We start from the raw sequence: 14,229 nt of genomic DNA, 5'->3' as shown, positions 1-14,229 counted from the left end.
ACAATGGCAAAGAGGCCTCTCACAAGTTCACTGAACTTATGAGAGGCCTCTTTATTGTAATGCTTTAAATGGGCTTTACAGCCTATATTACATCATTCCGCCCATTCCGCCCATGTCTGGAGCAGCTGCTTTTTCTGGTTCAGGTTTGTCTGCGATGACAGACTCAGTAGTCAAGAACATAGCAGCAACGGAAGCTGCGTTTTGAAGAGCAGAACGAGTTACTTTCGCAGGGTCAACGATACCTGCTTCGAACATGTTCACCCATTCATCTGTAGCAGCGTTGTAGCCAATGCCGATTTTTTCATTTTTCAGACGTTCTACAATGACAGATCCTTCTTTACCAGCATTCGCTGCAATGGTACGAACCGGTTCTTCCAAAGCACGGAGAACGATGTTCACGCCTGTTTTTTCGTCGCCAGTAGCATTTACGCTAGCTACTGCAGAGTATACGTTCACGAGGGCTGTACCACCACCGGATACGATACCTTCTTCAACAGCTGCGCGAGTTGCGTTCAAAGCGTCTTCGATACGAAGTTTGCGTTCTTTAAGTTCTGTTTCCGTAGCCGCACCTACTTTAATAACAGCTACACCGCCAGCTAGTTTAGCCAGACGTTCTTGAAGTTTTTCTTTATCGAACTCGGAAGTTGTTTCTTCGAGTTGAGCACGGATTTGGTTCACGCGAGCTTCGATGTCAGCTTTGTTACCGCCGCCATCAACGATCACTGTGTTTTCTTTCGTTACGCGCACTTGACGAGCTGTACCCAATTGATCGATCGTTGTTGATTTCAGTTCAAGTCCAAGCTCTTCAGTAATCACTTGACCTCCAGTGAGGGCAGCGATATCTTGAAGCATTGCTTTACGACGGTCACCAAAGCCAGGAGCTTTAACAGCAACAGCGTTGAATGTACCGCGAAGTTTGTTCACGATAAGCATTGCTTGAGCTTCGCCTTCGATGTCTTCAGCGATAACAACAAGCGGTTTGCCTTGTTGAACAATTTTCTCGAGCAATGGAAGGATTTCTTGTGTATTCGTAATTTTCTTGTCTGTAATCAAGATATACGGATTTTCGAGTACAGCTTCCATTTTGTCTGTATCAGTAATCATGTATGGAGAAACGTATCCGCGGTCGAATTGCATACCTTCAACCACTTCAAGTTCAGTTAGGAATCCGCGGGATTCTTCAACCGTAATAACACCATCGTTGCCCACTTTCTCCATAGCTTCAGCGATCAATTCGCCAACTTCTTCGTCAGCAGCGGAAATTGCCGCAACTTGAGCGATAGATTGTTTGCCTTCGATTGGTTTAGCGATTTTTTTCAATTCCTCAACAGCTGCTTTAACCGCTTTGTCGATCCCTTTACGGACAACCATTGGGTTAGCACCTGCAGTTACGTTTTTAAGACCTTCACGAATCATCGCTTGTGCTAATACTGTAGCTGTTGTAGTACCGTCACCAGCAACGTCGTTTGTTTTGGTTGCTACTTCTTTTACAAGTTGAGCACCCATATTTTCAAACGGATCTTCAAGCTCAATTTCTTTCGCAATCGTTACACCGTCATTTGTAATGAGCGGGCTGCCGAATTTCTTCTCAAGCACTACGTTGCGTCCCTTTGGTCCAAGGGTTACTTTTACTGCGTTTGCCAAAGCGTCCACACCACGAAGCATGGAACGGCGAGCTTCTTCACCAAATTTAATGTCTTTAGCCATTGTAAAATAACCTCCCTATGAATTGTAAATTTGAATTGTTTTACTTCTTATGTTCAGGTACGTTCATTAACCTATCATTAACCTACGATCGCGTGGATGTCGCTTTCTTTCATAATCAAATATTCTTTACCTTCAAATTTGATTTCTGTTCCAGCGTATTTGGAGAAAATAACGCGGTCTCCTACTTTCACTTCAAGAGGAACTCGCACCCCGTCTTTCAAAACTCCGCTGCCAACTGCAATCACTTTACCTTCTTGCGGTTTTTCTTTTGCGGATTCTGGCAGGACAATACCAGATGCTGTTGTTTCTTCTTGTGCAATTGCCTCTACCAATACGCGTTCACCTAAAGGTTTGATCATGAAAAATAGCCTCCTTTAAAATATGTTGTGATGTCATTTTGATTATAAAGCTGACATCAATAAAGTTTGTTTATGTATTAGCACTCGTCAACGTCTAGTGCTAATAACCATTTTTATAATACTCAACTTAAGCGTAGATTTCAAGTCCCTTTTGATCATTTCTCACCAATTTTTATGACTTTTTGCCTCTCGGACATTCTGTAAGGACATGCCCTATACATTTTAGCCAATTGGTTTTGAAAATATGCCTAAATATTTTGTGTCACAAACGCCAAAAAAAAAACGTCCCTTTCACAATGATGAACAGGAACGCCTTAACAATTTATTCTTCTGCTGCTTGAGTGTAACTAGCTTCAAATTCCGAATCAGCGGCAAGCTGTTTGCGGTACACAACTGACGATAGAAATATACTGAATTCAAACAACAAAAGCAGTGGAATACTCACTAGAAAATCAGATATAAAATCTGGCGGAGTAATGACTACCGCAACAAATACAAGGACGAAATAAGCAAATCTCCGCATTTTACGAAGTCTAATTGGATTAAGGATCCGTATTTTTGTTAAAAACATAACGATTAACGGCAATTCAAAAAGCAGTGCCAAAGGTAATACGATGTTAAACATGAAATTAAAATATTGGGCCATTCCGTACGTTTCTTCCAGTCCCATACTCTTGGTAATCGATGTCGTAAACGACAGCGCCATCGGAAATACGATATAGTACGAGAAAGCTACGCCCAGCAAGAATAATAGGAACACATAAGGTACAAACCGCAGAGCCGCCCTTCGTTCGACAGGTCTAAGCCCTGGGCTTACAAATAACCATAATTGAAAGATCGTAAACGGGAGCGTGACCACTAGCGAGAATATCATCGAAATTTTCATATACATGCCGATCCCGTCCCAGAAAGAGAATGCATGAAGTACAAATCCTTGAGCAGGTTCTGCATGTATTAAATATTTATAGATCGGATTAGCGAAAAACAACCCCACGATGAGGCATGCCACAAATACGATCAGTATATATATAATTCGTTTTCGAAGTTCCTTAATATGTTCAATGACGGTCATTTCATCCAGCTCTTCAGCCATTGTTCCACCATCCTATATCTCATATAAGCCGATTCAATCAAAAATATAAGCCAAAAACAAAGCCCCTCCCAAAGGAAGGGACTTCTAGTAGACTATTTGATGATGTCATTCTGGAAGACGTCTGTCTTCCTCTTTCGCTGTAGATGCGGTTACCTTAGGAGCTTCAGTCTTGCTTTGAGTTTTATCATCATCCGAAATAATTTCACGCGCACCATCTTTGAATTCACGGAAAGTCCGTCCAACAGCACGGCCTAGCTCCGGAAGCTTATTCGGTCCGAACAGAAGAAGTGCCAAGATTACTAGCAGTATAATACCCGGTACGCCAATTGAACTCATACATTCTGTCTCCTTCATCTTATAATCAACAACATCATACCATAATATAATGGACACAAATAGTACAGTTCTATGACAATCTTCGTAACTATGAATCTCGGAATTGTCCCTTAACCATCAGCAAAGCATCTGGCAATTGATCCATAATGGCTGCTAAATTCTCATGGACTCCTTTTGGTGTGCCAGGCAGATTTACGATTAGCGAACGCCCCCGTATACCGCATACTCCTCGAAACAGCATTGCTGCCCGATTTTTTTGCATCACGGTAAATCGCATCGCCTCAGCCATGCCAGGAACCTCACGTTCGATAACGCGTCTCGTTGCTTCAGGTGTAACGTCACGAATTGCTAGCTCTGTGCCGCCTGTTGTAAGCACTAAGTCCGCTTGAAAATAATCTGTCATCTCAATTAATGCCGCAATAATTTCATCCGGTTCGTCAGGAACGATACGATATTCGACGATTTCACCGCCAAGCTCTTCCTCTACCAATTCTCTGATGACTTGAGCACTCGTGTCTTCACGTTCACCTCTAGCACCTTTATCGCTTGCCGTCAAAATCGCTGTTCTCCATAACATGAAGTCACCCTCCTTTATTAAAGACAACTTCTACCGATTTATTTTACTATTTAACTATTCTCTATAATAATCACCGCTCTTCCCGCCTGTCTTCGACTGTAACATCGTCGGTCCAATGATCATGTCTTTTTGAAGAGCTTTGCACATATCATACACAGTTAGAGCAGCCGCGGACGCTGCAGTGAGCGCCTCCATCTCGACGCCCGTCTTTCCTTCTGTCTTCACTGTCACTTCAATATACAGCTCGTCTACATCATTATCATCATACTTAATATCAATGCCAGTTAAAGGCAGCGGATGACACATCGGAATCCAATCTGATGTCTTCTTCGCAGCTTGGATGCCTGCTACCTGCGCTACGGCAAGCACATTCCCTTTACCGATGACACCCTGCTTAATTGCAGCAAGCGTACTTGGATGCATCTTCACTGTTGTCTGAGCAACGGCAGTTCTAACCGTAGACGCTTTTCCAGAAATATCGACCATTCTAGCTCTGCCTTGTTCATTAAAATGAGTGAATTCATTCTGACGATTATACGGTTCCATTACATTCACAACCTTTATCCGTATAGATCACATGGGTTGATGTAAATAACATATCCATGTAATAATCATGTTCTTCCATAGGTATATGGTCAATCAACTGTCCTGTCAATACTATAGCCCCAAGCAGAGGCTTTGCAAGTTCAGGTGAATTTTGATAAGTGAAGTTATTTATTTTTTGCAAAAATCGGTCGTAATAACCGCCCCCATATCCGATTCTGCCTCCATGCCGATCGAAGGCAAGCCCAGGAACCAGCACGAAATCAATGCTTCCGCGACCCGGCTCCCACATTGGGGCATCCTCTTTCGGTTCGGGAATCCCCCAAGTTCCTTGCTCAATATCAGATTCCCTTGAAATCTCGTGAAGCTCGAAATTTCTGCTCAAAGGATCTACTCTTGGTGCAAGCACGGTATCCCCTTGGGCCCAGCAATGTCGGATCAGCGGAAGAGTGTCCGGTTCATCACGAAACGGTAAATAACTGCAAATGGTAAGCTGTTTACGACCTGATTTACGGCGCAGCGGTTCAATACATTCATAAGTTGCAAGCTGACAAGCAGCAATGGATTGTTGCAATCGATCTTCTTCAGGTATATTCCCGCGGAGCGTTCTCATCGCTTCTCTTAACTGCTGTTTTATCACCAAGATATCCATATATGTAACCCATTCATTTCAACTGTAAATTTTCTTTTAGTTTATCATTGTTCCGTACAAAAGACCACCGGGTGCCATCTCTTCGAATGTCTGTGCATTTATAGGATAATTCATGTACACTTATATATAGACGCCCTTTACAGGGCAGATGTTTCATGAGATATGGAGGATGTATTAGAGTATGCTGCTTCAAGCAACTGGCATTACCAAATTATATGGCACAACTCCCGTATTGGAAGGAATAAATCTGCAAATTTTAGAGCGTGAAAGAATTGGTCTCGTCGGCCTCAACGGGGCGGGTAAATCTACGTTCTTAAAAATTTTAGCAGGCGAGCTTTCCTATGACAGCGGACAAATTTATAAAGCAAAAGAAACGACGATCGGCTACCTTGCTCAAAACAGCGGACTGCAATCGGACCGTACGATTTGGGAGGAGATGCTTCATGTATTCACTCCTCTTATTGAAGCGGAAAAAGAATTACGCAGTTTGGAAGAGCAAATTGCCGACCCTTCAAATATGCAAGACGAGAAAAAATATAGTGAGCTGCTAAACCGGTACTCCGTACGGCAAGATTGGTTTAAGGACCACGGCGGTTACGAAATGAACAACCGCATCCGAAGTGTGCTTCATGGTATGGGCTTTGGCGATTTTGCCCCTGATACGCTCATATCAACGCTTAGCGGAGGACAGAAGACACGTCTTGCCCTGGCTCGAATATTACTGCAAGCTCCAGATCTGCTCATGCTCGACGAACCGACGAACTATTTAGATATTCAAACATTAACATGGCTTGAAGATTATTTGCGAAGTTATCCGGGAGCTCTGTTAGTAGTATCCCATGACCGCTATTTTCTGGACAGACTTGTAACCACGATTGTTGAAATCGAACGACATCGCTCGTATCGCTACACTGGAAATTACAGTCGCTATATGGAATTAAAAGCGAAAGAATACGAAATCCAGCTCAAGCAGTACGAGAAACAGCAGGATGAGATCGCACGTATGGAAACGTTTATTCAGCGCAACTTAGTGCGTGCATCAACGACCAAACGAGCTCAGAGCAGACGAAAAGCACTAGAAAAGATGGATCGCATGGATCGGCCGCAAGGAGATCTTAAGAAAGCCCACTTCTCGTTTGAAGTCGAATATATGTCCGGCAAAGAAGTACTGCAAGTGAGTAACTTAGCCGTTTCGTTTGATGGCTCGCCCCCTTTGTTTCGCGGTGTCTCATTTGATTTAAGACGCGGAGAGACCGTCGCATTAATCGGTCCGAACGGAATCGGCAAATCTACCCTATTAAAAACGATTATCGGCGAACTAAAACCGGCAGAAGGAGAAATTTGGTGGGGAACGAAAGTAAAAGTGGGTTACTATGATCAAGAACATACCCATTTGAACCCTCAAAACACAGTGCTGGAGGAAGTATGGAGTACCTATCCGCATATGGAGGAAGTCCGAATCCGTACTGTTCTTGGGAACTTTCTGTTCAGCGGTGAAGACGTGCAGAAGAAGATTTCCGCCCTTAGCGGCGGTGAGAAGGCAAGAGTCTCCCTCGCTAAGCTCATGCTGAAGGAAGCAAACTTCCTCATCTTGGACGAACCTACGAACCATTTGGATTTATTCAGCAGAGAAGTGCTTGAATCAGCTTTACTGGATTTTGAGGGCACACTGCTCTTTATTTCACATGACCGTTACTTCCTGAATAAGATGGCGGAACGTATTGTAGAACTTCATCCAGAAGGTGCGAATCTGTTCCTCGGCAATTATGATGATTTTGTTGCCAAGAAAGAAGAACTGGCAGAACTCGCCGAGGAAGCTGCTAATACTGCTGCTAAGAAAAAGACCGAACTAGACAATTCCACTGACAAGTCAGGCGCATCATCATTTGAAGCAGAAAAACAAGCGAAGCGTGAAGAACGCAATCGTCTGCGGAAGGTTGAGCAGCTAGAGGAACAAATTGCAAAATTGGAAAGTGAAATAAGCGCTTTGGAAGAAGAGCTTACGCTGCCAGAAGTGTACCAAGATTATGTCGCCGTTCAAGAGCGTCAAACCTCGATCGATCAGAAAAAAGCGGAGCTGGCAGCAGCCTATGAAGCTTGGGAAGCTCTGGCGGCAGAATAAGGTCTCCTCTACTTTCTAAATATTCACAAATTTATCCACAAAAATAGTGAGTAACTTCACCTTATCAATGGCCCTCGGGGCCATTTTTTTATTGAATCTTTCACGTTTTCAAATTTCCATCCAACATTATCCACTGAATTATTCACATTATCCACAATATCCACAGATTTATCTTGAAAAATATATCCCCGTTTTCATAAAAACATGAGACACTGAGCCCCAAGCTTTCATCTACCTTATTAACAAAATTTGTGGGATATGTGGACAACCTTGTCCACAGCATGACATTACTCATTTTATTAAAGAAGCCTGTCGTCTCTTTAAAGGACAACAGGCTTCTCATAGCACATTTTATTTTACTCTCGAACTGACCACTCTTCTAAGGACATGGAAGGCTCAGCCTTCATATCCAGCGGAGTAAACTGTCCCCGCTCCCACTTCAAATAGGCAGCGGCACCGATCATCGCGGCATTATCTGTACAATATGTTAACGGCGGAATAAGCAGCGATACATTTTCTTGCTCACAGCGAGCTGTCAGCGCCGTACGCAGTCCCTTATTGGCAGCTACACCGCCGCAAAGAAGAAGCTGACGAGCGCCGTACTCTTTCATTGCTCTGATCGCTTTCTCCACCAATACTTCGACGACTGATTCCTGAAAGCCACGCGCAATGGCTGCCGCATTTACCGTCTCGCCGCGCATCTTGCTCTGATTCACTACATTAAGTACAGCCGATTTCAACCCGCTGAAGCTAAAATCGTAGGAATCCGGCTCAAGCCAAGATCTGGGCAATTCTACGACTTCATCAGCTTCGATTGCCAAACGGTCTACGTGAGGTCCGCCTGGGTATGGGAAGCCAATAGCACGAGCCACTTTGTCATAGGCTTCACCCACGGCATCATCACGAGTTCTTCCAATCACTTGAAACTGTCCCTCGGCCTTCATATATACAAGCTCCGTATGACCGCCGGATACCACAAGAGCCATAGCTGGATATTCAATTTCTTGGACAAGTCTATTGGCATAAATGTGACCCGCAATATGATGTGTTCCGATTAACGGCTTGTCTAGCGCCATTGCCAGTGTCTTCGCCGCCACAACGCCAACGAGCAGAGCGCCGACAAGCCCCGGTCCTTCCGTAACAGCGATCGCTGATAAATCGTTCAGCGAAATTCCCGCTTCCTGAATAGCCTGCTCCAATATTAATGTAATTTTCTCAACATGCTTGCGAGATGCTACCTCAGGGACAACACCGCCAAAGGCTTTATGCGTCTCAATTTGACTGGAAATGACGCTCGACAACACCTCACGCCCATTTTTTATAACGGCTGCAGAAGTTTCGTCACAACTTGTTTCCAGTGCTAAGATGTAACTAGGCTGTTTGTCTGTATCGATACCGCTCATTCATCTTCAACTCTTTCTTCCATAGATACCGGATGAGTACGCTCTAAGTCCGCCCACATTATAATTGCATCTTCATGATTATCCGAATAATATCCTTTGCGTACACCTGCCGGCTTAAATCCCATTTTCTCGTATAAATTTCGTGCTATTTGATTGGAGACGCGCACTTCAAGAGTCATTTTACTCATACCAATAGAAGACGCCGTCTTCATTAATTCATTTAATAATAGTTCCCCTAATTTGTATCCACGATAAGCTTTGAGAACCGCAATATTCGTCACATGCGCTTCGTCTACGATCGTCCACATCCCTGCGTATCCAATCGGCTTACCATCCAGCTCCATAATGATATATCTTGCAAAATGATTGATCGTCATCTCATTGCGAAAGGCATCTTCTGTCCAAGGGAGTGAAAACGATTCATGCTCGATGACCATCACGTGGGGGATGTCTTCCATCGTCATTTTGCGAAAAGTAACTTTCTCCGCCAGCCCATTCGTATGCTGCTCCATATCCGTGTTCCCCTCCCTATTCAGCTTTTCTTTTTAAGCAGATTTGCCTCCGCTTCCGTAAGCTGAGTGTAGTTCGGCTCAATCGTGTGAACATCTTCCCGTTCTCCGCTCAGCAGCTTCTGTGCACCGATCTGTCCAACAAAGCGGCCTTCCATCTCATAAGGTAAAATATATAGCCGATTACCCAGAAGTGAACGAAGTTGTTCAGCCGCATCAGTGTGCAGCTTAATATCACCAACTACCCATACAGCCGCAGGCCAATTGTCTTCAGGCATAGACTTAAGGCGGTCAGAAAGCTGTTCGACCCAGTTCACCATCAATCTTATCCCATCTTCGGCAAGTCGCTTAGGCATATGACTTCCCTCTGCTGAAAACAATGCAGTATATACTTGACCCCGCCGAGCATCCATCAGTGGAACAATCCAGTGGGTATGTGCAGACAGCTCACTATGCTGCTGCAATCCTTGATGGAGTCCTCCCCATGCTAATGCATGGAGACTGGAAACTGAGACGAGCGGAATATTCCATGTCCAAGCCAGTGTCTTCGCTGCGGATACCGCGATGCGAATACCTGTATATGATCCAGGGCCAACGCCCACGGCAATACCTCCAAGTCCATCTCTTGTCGTACCCGTTTCTTGTAACAAACGTTGTACAACAGGAATAACATGAACAGAATGATTCCGTTCTGCTACGATATTCATTTCCTTCAGAAGCCCATTCCCTTCCATAACCGCTGCTGCAAAGGAAGCTGTTGATGTATCCAACGCCAAAAACCGCTGATGCGGCTCTATGTCAACATTATTCATTTGATAAGACTCCATTCTCTTTCAAGTTACGGCACCAAGTTTCGTATGGTTCACCATACCCTATGATCCGAATTTGCCGCTCTTCTGGACCAGTAACCTCAATAAAGAGCTGCAAATGCGCCTCAGGGAGCAGCTCTGGAATGATGCTCGCCCACTCGACGAGACTTACCCCTTCTCCGTAGAAGTATTCGTCTAATCCGAGCTCTTCGGCTTCTTCCAATGAAATGCGGTACACGTCCATATGATAGAAAGGCATTCTGCCTTCGTATTCCTTAATCAATGTAAAAGTTGGACTGTTCACAACACCATGAACACCTAAATGTTTCGCAAAAGCTTTGGAAAATGTCGTCTTGCCAGCGCCTAAATCACCATCTAACGCGATGACAGTCCCTGGTGTTACTACCTCTGCTAAAGCCGCTGCCAGTCGAGCTGTATCCTGCCTACTACGCGCAATAAACTTATATTGTACGCTGCTTTCTTTTGAATGCAAATTGAATACCACCTTTTATATGCATACCTGTCACAACTTGACCTTATTATATCGGTCAGTCGTCTGACCCGCAAGAAGCGATTCATGAATCGAATTTAAAAAGACCCGTATCGCTGCTTGAATCATTTGCGATTACGGGTCTAATTGTCGCCTTTACTTGCCAGGTTCTTTGAGCTGCTCTACATTTACCGTGACCGTATTCGTTGGTCTATTACCGATTTGTACTTTAGCCATCTTGTTCGTCTCATCAATATCTTCAATCCATACAGGCTGTCCATCTAATTGAACCGGGTACGTATCTTTGGATTCAAAAATTTCTTTTGCACGCTTTAGTTCCATAATGATAAATCCTCACCTTCAGAAATATTGTTATTCGTCAATCTCAGCTGCACTTTCTACCATTCGATCTATATCGAGCATCGATGATTCTCTAGCGGAATGATCGATATTTGAGGTTACAGCATCCCAGTTAACACGTGATTCAGAAATAAGGTTCGTCTCCTCACCTGTACTGTCTAATTCCAATTCATCAAACTGCTCTCTTGGATTAACCAACGCAATATCCCTCCTAGCAGCTGCTGTCTTCTCAATGAACAATATGCCCGTAACCCGCTCCATTCATGCGTAATCATGCAAATGAAATCACGGAATCGTCTAAACTCTATTAAATTGAAAAAAAACGAGCCTGCCCGCTCATAGAATGATTGTTTTTTACCTATACTAATACGAAGAAAATCACATTCGAAAAGGAGATCACATGTATGCATACCGTCTGGAAAGGTGCTATAAGCTTTGGCCTCGTTCATGTGCCCGTGAAAATGTTCTCGGCTACAGAGGATAAAGACATTGCTTTACGCTACATTCATGAAGAATGCGGCAGTCCCCTCTCTTATGTCAGAACATGCCCTGTTTGTGAGCGGGAGGTTAAGTGGGAGGAAATTTCAAAAGGCTACGAATATGAGAAAGGCAAATTTGTATTGTTTGAGAAAGACGAGTTAGAGCAGCTCGCCGAGCAAGTAAACAAAAGTATTACGATCTTAGACTTTGTTGATTTAACAGACATTGATCCCATTTACTTTCAAAAAACATACTACCTCTCTCCAGACCAAGCAGGCACTAATGCTTACCATCTGCTTCTTGAAGCAATGCGGCAAACCGGGAAAATCGGCATCGCCAAAATATCAATCCGTTCTAAAAGCAGCCTTGCGGCCATTCGTGTTATGGACAACTGTTTAGCTGTGGAGACGATTTTTTATCCGGATGAAATCCGTCCGATATCTCAAGTGCCGAACTTGCCAGAGAACGTCAACGTGAACGAGAAGGAGCTGACAATGGCCAAGATGCTCATTGAGCAGTTATCCACTCCATTCGATCCTGAAAAATATACCGACGACTACCGCGAAGCTCTCCTGAAATTAATTTCGCAAAAGATCGCCGGAGAAGAAGTAAAGATTGCCCCAGCCAAGCAAGAAACGAATGTTATCGATCTCATGGCTGCCTTGCAGGCTAGTATTGAAGCTGTTGCACCTTCGATTCCGACCGATCCAGGTCCAGTAAAGAAAACACCTAAATCGCGGAAAAAGACTGCCGCCGCCCCAGAAGATCCTGCTGCTGAGGCTCCTAAACCGAAACGACGGACCAAAGCAAAGGAAACGGTCTCTTAATGGAACTAAAACCGATTCGTCCCTTCGAGCCGATCAGTACGACAACTTTTCCTAAGGGGAGCAACTGGATCGCCCAAATCAAATGGGACGGTGTAAGAATACTCACTTATTATGACGGTGCGAATACGAGGCTGATTAATCGGCGTTTGAATAACCGAACATTACAATATCCAGAACTGCATCAGACACAGGATTATTGCGATCTAAATTCGGTTATTTTAGACGGCGAGATGATTGCATTAAAGAACGGAAAGCCTTCCTTTTACGAAATTATGAGGCGTGACGGTGTTAGAAACACAAGAAATATGTCTTTGGTCCAGCGTCAAGTTAAAGTGAATTACATGATTTTTGATGTGCTGTTTGCGGATGGGGAATGGGTAACATCTAAGCCTTTAGAACAAAGGCAACAATTATTGCAGAGTGTCATCAAACCGAGCGAGCTTGTCCAAATCGTACCGAACTATCCCAGCGCTGAGGAGTTATTCAAGGTCGCTGAGCAGTTCCAATTAGAAGGCATCGTCATTAAAGATTTGAGCAGCACTTACGCCATTGGCGGTAAAGATAAACGATGGCAGAAAAGAAAGCTTTTCAAAGATTTGATCGCCACAGTTGGAGGGGTTACGTTTCGAGACGGAACGGTAAATGCCCTCCTTCTCGGTTTATATGATGACCAGCAGAGGCTCCTCTACATTGGTCATGCCGGTACAGGAAAGCTTTCACAGCAGGACTGGAGACAGATCACTTCTATTACAAACACTCTGGAAATAAGCCACAGCCCCTTTGCTAACATCCCGCAGAGAAGCAAGGGAACGATGTGGCTCAGACCTGCTCTGACCGTTAAAGTACAATATTTGGAATGGACTGAGGCGGGGACATTAAGACATCCGAGCATTCAATCATTTGTCGACGCGAACCCTAAGGATTGTATTTTTGATCAATCGTAAAATTGCTGTTTCAGGAGGAAAAAAGATGCCGCGTTCTATCAAAGGTTCTATTACCGTTGACGGCGAGACGGTTCCTGTTACGAATCCAGATAAACTGCTCTGGCCAGAAGTAGGAATTACGAAAGCAATCTATTTACAGAAGCTTGCGGCGTTATCCACTTACCTGCTCCCTTACTGCCGGAATCGATTGCTCACAACGATTCGGTATCCAGACGGTATTCACGGTGAGCATTTCTATCAGAAGAATGCCCCTGAACCGCTGCCCTCTTTCGTAAAGACAGCGGTTCACGAGGGCATTACCTATGTCGTTATGGACTCTTTGCCTACGCTGCTGTGGCTTGGAAACCTCGCATCACTGGAATTCCATCCTTCCCTCCACTATGTCGGCGAAGGGCTTCCTTGTGAATGGATGATCGACCTTGACCCGTCTCTTGAAGAGGAACCTCGCATTATGGAAGCCGCTCTCCTCGTCGGTGATGTGCTCCGTTCTTTAGGAATTCAGTCTATTCCCAAAACATCCGGTGCCACTGGAATGCAGATCATCGTTCCCATCCAATATGGTGTAACCTTTGATGAACTGCGGCTCATTGGCCATTTTGTAGGCCGATATGTTACAGAGAAGTCCCCGCGGTTATTTACACTAGAGCGGCTTAAGAAACATCGCGGCGACAAAATCTATTTTGACTACTTACAGCACTATGGAGGGAAGACGCTCGCCGCCCCTTATACTCCACGTGGTCGTAAAGGAGCCACTGTATCCACACCGCTAACATGGGAAGAAGTACACAGCGATGTAAAACCTTCACAGTTTCATTTGCTGAATTTCGAACAACGTCTTACAGAGAAAGGAGATCTCCTTAGGTCGATTCCACCGCAATCACTAGATATCATCATTAAACATTTGCAAGGAAAATGACGCTAATCCCTCCGTTTCAGGGCTCTCCAACTGCACATATATTAAGTAGAACTTCACATACAAGCTGCTCAAATGATGCTTAACTAGCATAATTTCACGAAC

General features: G+C 44.3%; 17 protein-coding genes. 4 read left to right on the top strand and 13 right to left on the bottom strand.

The window, feature by feature from the left end; all coding sequences use genetic code 11:
- Positions 1–87: 87 nt before the first annotated feature.
- From groL to J2Z20_RS11330, 7 genes are all read right to left on the bottom strand, one after another.
- Positions 88–1,707 carry a chaperonin GroEL gene (gene groL / locus J2Z20_RS11360; RefSeq protein ID WP_209849842.1) on the bottom strand — a complete coding sequence of 540 codons (1,620 nt, stop codon included), beginning with the start codon at positions 1,705–1,707 and terminating at the stop codon, positions 88–90.
- Positions 1,708–1,784: 77 nt separating this feature from the next.
- Entirely contained in the window at positions 1,785–2,066 is a 282-nt protein-coding gene (groES, locus tag J2Z20_RS11355; RefSeq protein WP_209849830.1) for a co-chaperone GroES, read from the bottom strand.
- A 322-nt stretch (positions 2,067–2,388) separates the two neighbouring features.
- The gene (gene tatC / locus J2Z20_RS11350; protein ID WP_209849827.1) at positions 2,389–3,159 is read right to left on the bottom strand and encodes a twin-arginine translocase subunit TatC; all 771 of its coding nucleotides are present in this window, start codon (positions 3,157–3,159) and stop codon (positions 2,389–2,391) included.
- Positions 3,160–3,264: 105 nt separating this feature from the next.
- Entirely contained in the window at positions 3,265–3,495 is a 231-nt protein-coding gene (locus tag J2Z20_RS11345; protein ID WP_209849824.1) for a twin-arginine translocase TatA/TatE family subunit, read from the bottom strand.
- A gap of 88 nt (positions 3,496–3,583) precedes the next feature.
- A complete protein-coding gene (locus J2Z20_RS11340) occupies positions 3,584–4,072 on the bottom strand; it encodes a MogA/MoaB family molybdenum cofactor biosynthesis protein (protein WP_209849822.1) in 489 nt (162 codons plus the stop codon).
- A gap of 54 nt (positions 4,073–4,126) precedes the next feature.
- Positions 4,127–4,618 (bottom strand): cyclic pyranopterin monophosphate synthase MoaC, encoded by a 492-nt coding sequence (gene moaC / locus J2Z20_RS11335; RefSeq protein ID WP_209849818.1) that lies wholly within the window; start codon positions 4,616–4,618, stop codon positions 4,127–4,129.
- Entirely contained in the window at positions 4,605–5,267 is a 663-nt protein-coding gene (locus J2Z20_RS11330; RefSeq protein WP_209849816.1) for a 5-formyltetrahydrofolate cyclo-ligase, read from the bottom strand. The genes moaC and J2Z20_RS11330 overlap by 14 nt, the downstream gene beginning before the upstream one ends.
- A gap of 181 nt (positions 5,268–5,448) precedes the next feature.
- On the opposite strand from J2Z20_RS11330, the gene J2Z20_RS11325 reads away from it, so the two are divergent.
- Entirely contained in the window at positions 5,449–7,389 is a 1,941-nt protein-coding gene (locus J2Z20_RS11325) for an ABC-F family ATP-binding cassette domain-containing protein (protein ID WP_209849814.1), read from the top strand.
- Between the two features lie 356 nt (positions 7,390–7,745).
- Here J2Z20_RS11325 and tsaD read toward each other — a convergent pair whose 3' ends face one another.
- The 6 genes from tsaD to J2Z20_RS11295 all read right to left on the bottom strand — a co-directional run bounded on the left by tsaD (position 7,746) and on the right by J2Z20_RS11295 (position 11,158).
- A complete protein-coding gene (tsaD, locus tag J2Z20_RS11320; RefSeq protein ID WP_209849812.1) occupies positions 7,746–8,792 on the bottom strand; it encodes a tRNA (adenosine(37)-N6)-threonylcarbamoyltransferase complex transferase subunit TsaD in 1,047 nt (348 codons plus the stop codon).
- A complete protein-coding gene (gene rimI / locus J2Z20_RS11315; protein ID WP_245252268.1) occupies positions 8,789–9,304 on the bottom strand; it encodes a ribosomal protein S18-alanine N-acetyltransferase in 516 nt (171 codons plus the stop codon). Before rimI ends, tsaD begins: the two co-directional genes overlap by 4 nt.
- 20 nt (positions 9,305–9,324) lie before the next feature.
- Entirely contained in the window at positions 9,325–10,113 is a 789-nt protein-coding gene (gene tsaB / locus J2Z20_RS11310; protein ID WP_209849810.1) for a tRNA (adenosine(37)-N6)-threonylcarbamoyltransferase complex dimerization subunit type 1 TsaB, read from the bottom strand.
- The gene (gene tsaE, locus J2Z20_RS11305; protein WP_280921759.1) at positions 10,106–10,603 is read right to left on the bottom strand and encodes a tRNA (adenosine(37)-N6)-threonylcarbamoyltransferase complex ATPase subunit type 1 TsaE; all 498 of its coding nucleotides are present in this window, start codon (positions 10,601–10,603) and stop codon (positions 10,106–10,108) included. Before tsaE ends, tsaB begins: the two co-directional genes overlap by 8 nt.
- Before the next feature lie 153 nt (positions 10,604–10,756).
- Positions 10,757–10,942 carry an H-type small acid-soluble spore protein gene (locus tag J2Z20_RS11300; RefSeq protein WP_209849808.1) on the bottom strand — a complete coding sequence of 62 codons (186 nt, stop codon included), beginning with the start codon at positions 10,940–10,942 and terminating at the stop codon, positions 10,757–10,759.
- Positions 10,943–10,972: 30 nt separating this feature from the next.
- Positions 10,973–11,158: a hypothetical protein gene (locus tag J2Z20_RS11295; protein WP_209849806.1), complete on the bottom strand. Its 186-nt coding sequence runs from the start codon at positions 11,156–11,158 to the stop codon at positions 10,973–10,975.
- Between the two features lie 206 nt (positions 11,159–11,364).
- On the opposite strand from J2Z20_RS11295, the gene ku reads away from it, so the two are divergent.
- Genes ku through ligD form a run of 3 tightly spaced genes read left to right on the top strand, consistent with a single transcriptional unit; the run spans position 11,365 to position 14,127 of the window.
- Positions 11,365–12,267: a non-homologous end joining protein Ku gene (ku, locus tag J2Z20_RS11290; RefSeq protein ID WP_209849804.1), complete on the top strand. Its 903-nt coding sequence runs from the start codon at positions 11,365–11,367 to the stop codon at positions 12,265–12,267.
- Positions 12,267–13,211, top strand: a complete 945-nt coding sequence (locus tag J2Z20_RS11285) for an ATP-dependent DNA ligase (RefSeq protein WP_209849793.1) — start codon at positions 12,267–12,269, stop codon at positions 13,209–13,211. Before ku ends, J2Z20_RS11285 begins: the two co-directional genes overlap by 1 nt.
- A gap of 25 nt (positions 13,212–13,236) precedes the next feature.
- A complete protein-coding gene (gene ligD, locus J2Z20_RS11280; protein ID WP_209849791.1) occupies positions 13,237–14,127 on the top strand; it encodes a non-homologous end-joining DNA ligase in 891 nt (296 codons plus the stop codon).
- Positions 14,128–14,229 lie beyond the last annotated feature (102 nt).

Origin of the sequence: Paenibacillus sediminis (genome assembly GCF_017873765.1) — a bacterium.
GTDB classification, from domain to species: domain Bacteria; phylum Bacillota; class Bacilli; order Paenibacillales; family Paenibacillaceae; genus Paenibacillus_AG; species Paenibacillus_AG sediminis.
Note: the sequence above shows the minus strand (reverse complement) of the source record. Positions and strands in the feature narration are given on the sequence as shown.

Coding starts and splice junctions, on each gene's coding strand:
- J2Z20_RS11340 (WP_209849822.1), bottom strand. CDS start 4,072: ATGTTATGGAGAACAGCGATTTTGACGGCAAGCGATAAAGGTGCTAGA.
- groES (WP_209849830.1), bottom strand. CDS start 2,066: ATGATCAAACCTTTAGGTGAACGCGTATTGGTAGAGGCAATTGCACAA.
- J2Z20_RS11330 (WP_209849816.1), bottom strand. CDS start 5,267: ATGGATATCTTGGTGATAAAACAGCAGTTAAGAGAAGCGATGAGAACG.
- J2Z20_RS11285 (WP_209849793.1), top strand. CDS start 12,267: ATGGAACTAAAACCGATTCGTCCCTTCGAGCCGATCAGTACGACAACT.
- J2Z20_RS11300 (WP_209849808.1), bottom strand. CDS start 10,942: ATGGAACTAAAGCGTGCAAAAGAAATTTTTGAATCCAAAGATACGTAC.
- moaC (WP_209849818.1), bottom strand. CDS start 4,618: ATGGAACCGTATAATCGTCAGAATGAATTCACTCATTTTAATGAACAA.
- tsaD (WP_209849812.1), bottom strand. CDS start 8,792: ATGAGCGGTATCGATACAGACAAACAGCCTAGTTACATCTTAGCACTG.
- J2Z20_RS11345 (WP_209849824.1), bottom strand. CDS start 3,495: ATGAGTTCAATTGGCGTACCGGGTATTATACTGCTAGTAATCTTGGCA.
- ligD (WP_209849791.1), top strand. CDS start 13,237: ATGCCGCGTTCTATCAAAGGTTCTATTACCGTTGACGGCGAGACGGTT.
- groL (WP_209849842.1), bottom strand. CDS start 1,707: ATGGCTAAAGACATTAAATTTGGTGAAGAAGCTCGCCGTTCCATGCTT.
- tsaB (WP_209849810.1), bottom strand. CDS start 10,113: ATGAATAATGTTGACATAGAGCCGCATCAGCGGTTTTTGGCGTTGGAT.
- rimI (WP_245252268.1), bottom strand. CDS start 9,304: ATGGAGCAGCATACGAATGGGCTGGCGGAGAAAGTTACTTTTCGCAAA.
- J2Z20_RS11325 (WP_209849814.1), top strand. CDS start 5,449: ATGCTGCTTCAAGCAACTGGCATTACCAAATTATATGGCACAACTCCC.
- tatC (WP_209849827.1), bottom strand. CDS start 3,159: ATGGCTGAAGAGCTGGATGAAATGACCGTCATTGAACATATTAAGGAA.
- ku (WP_209849804.1), top strand. CDS start 11,365: ATGCATACCGTCTGGAAAGGTGCTATAAGCTTTGGCCTCGTTCATGTG.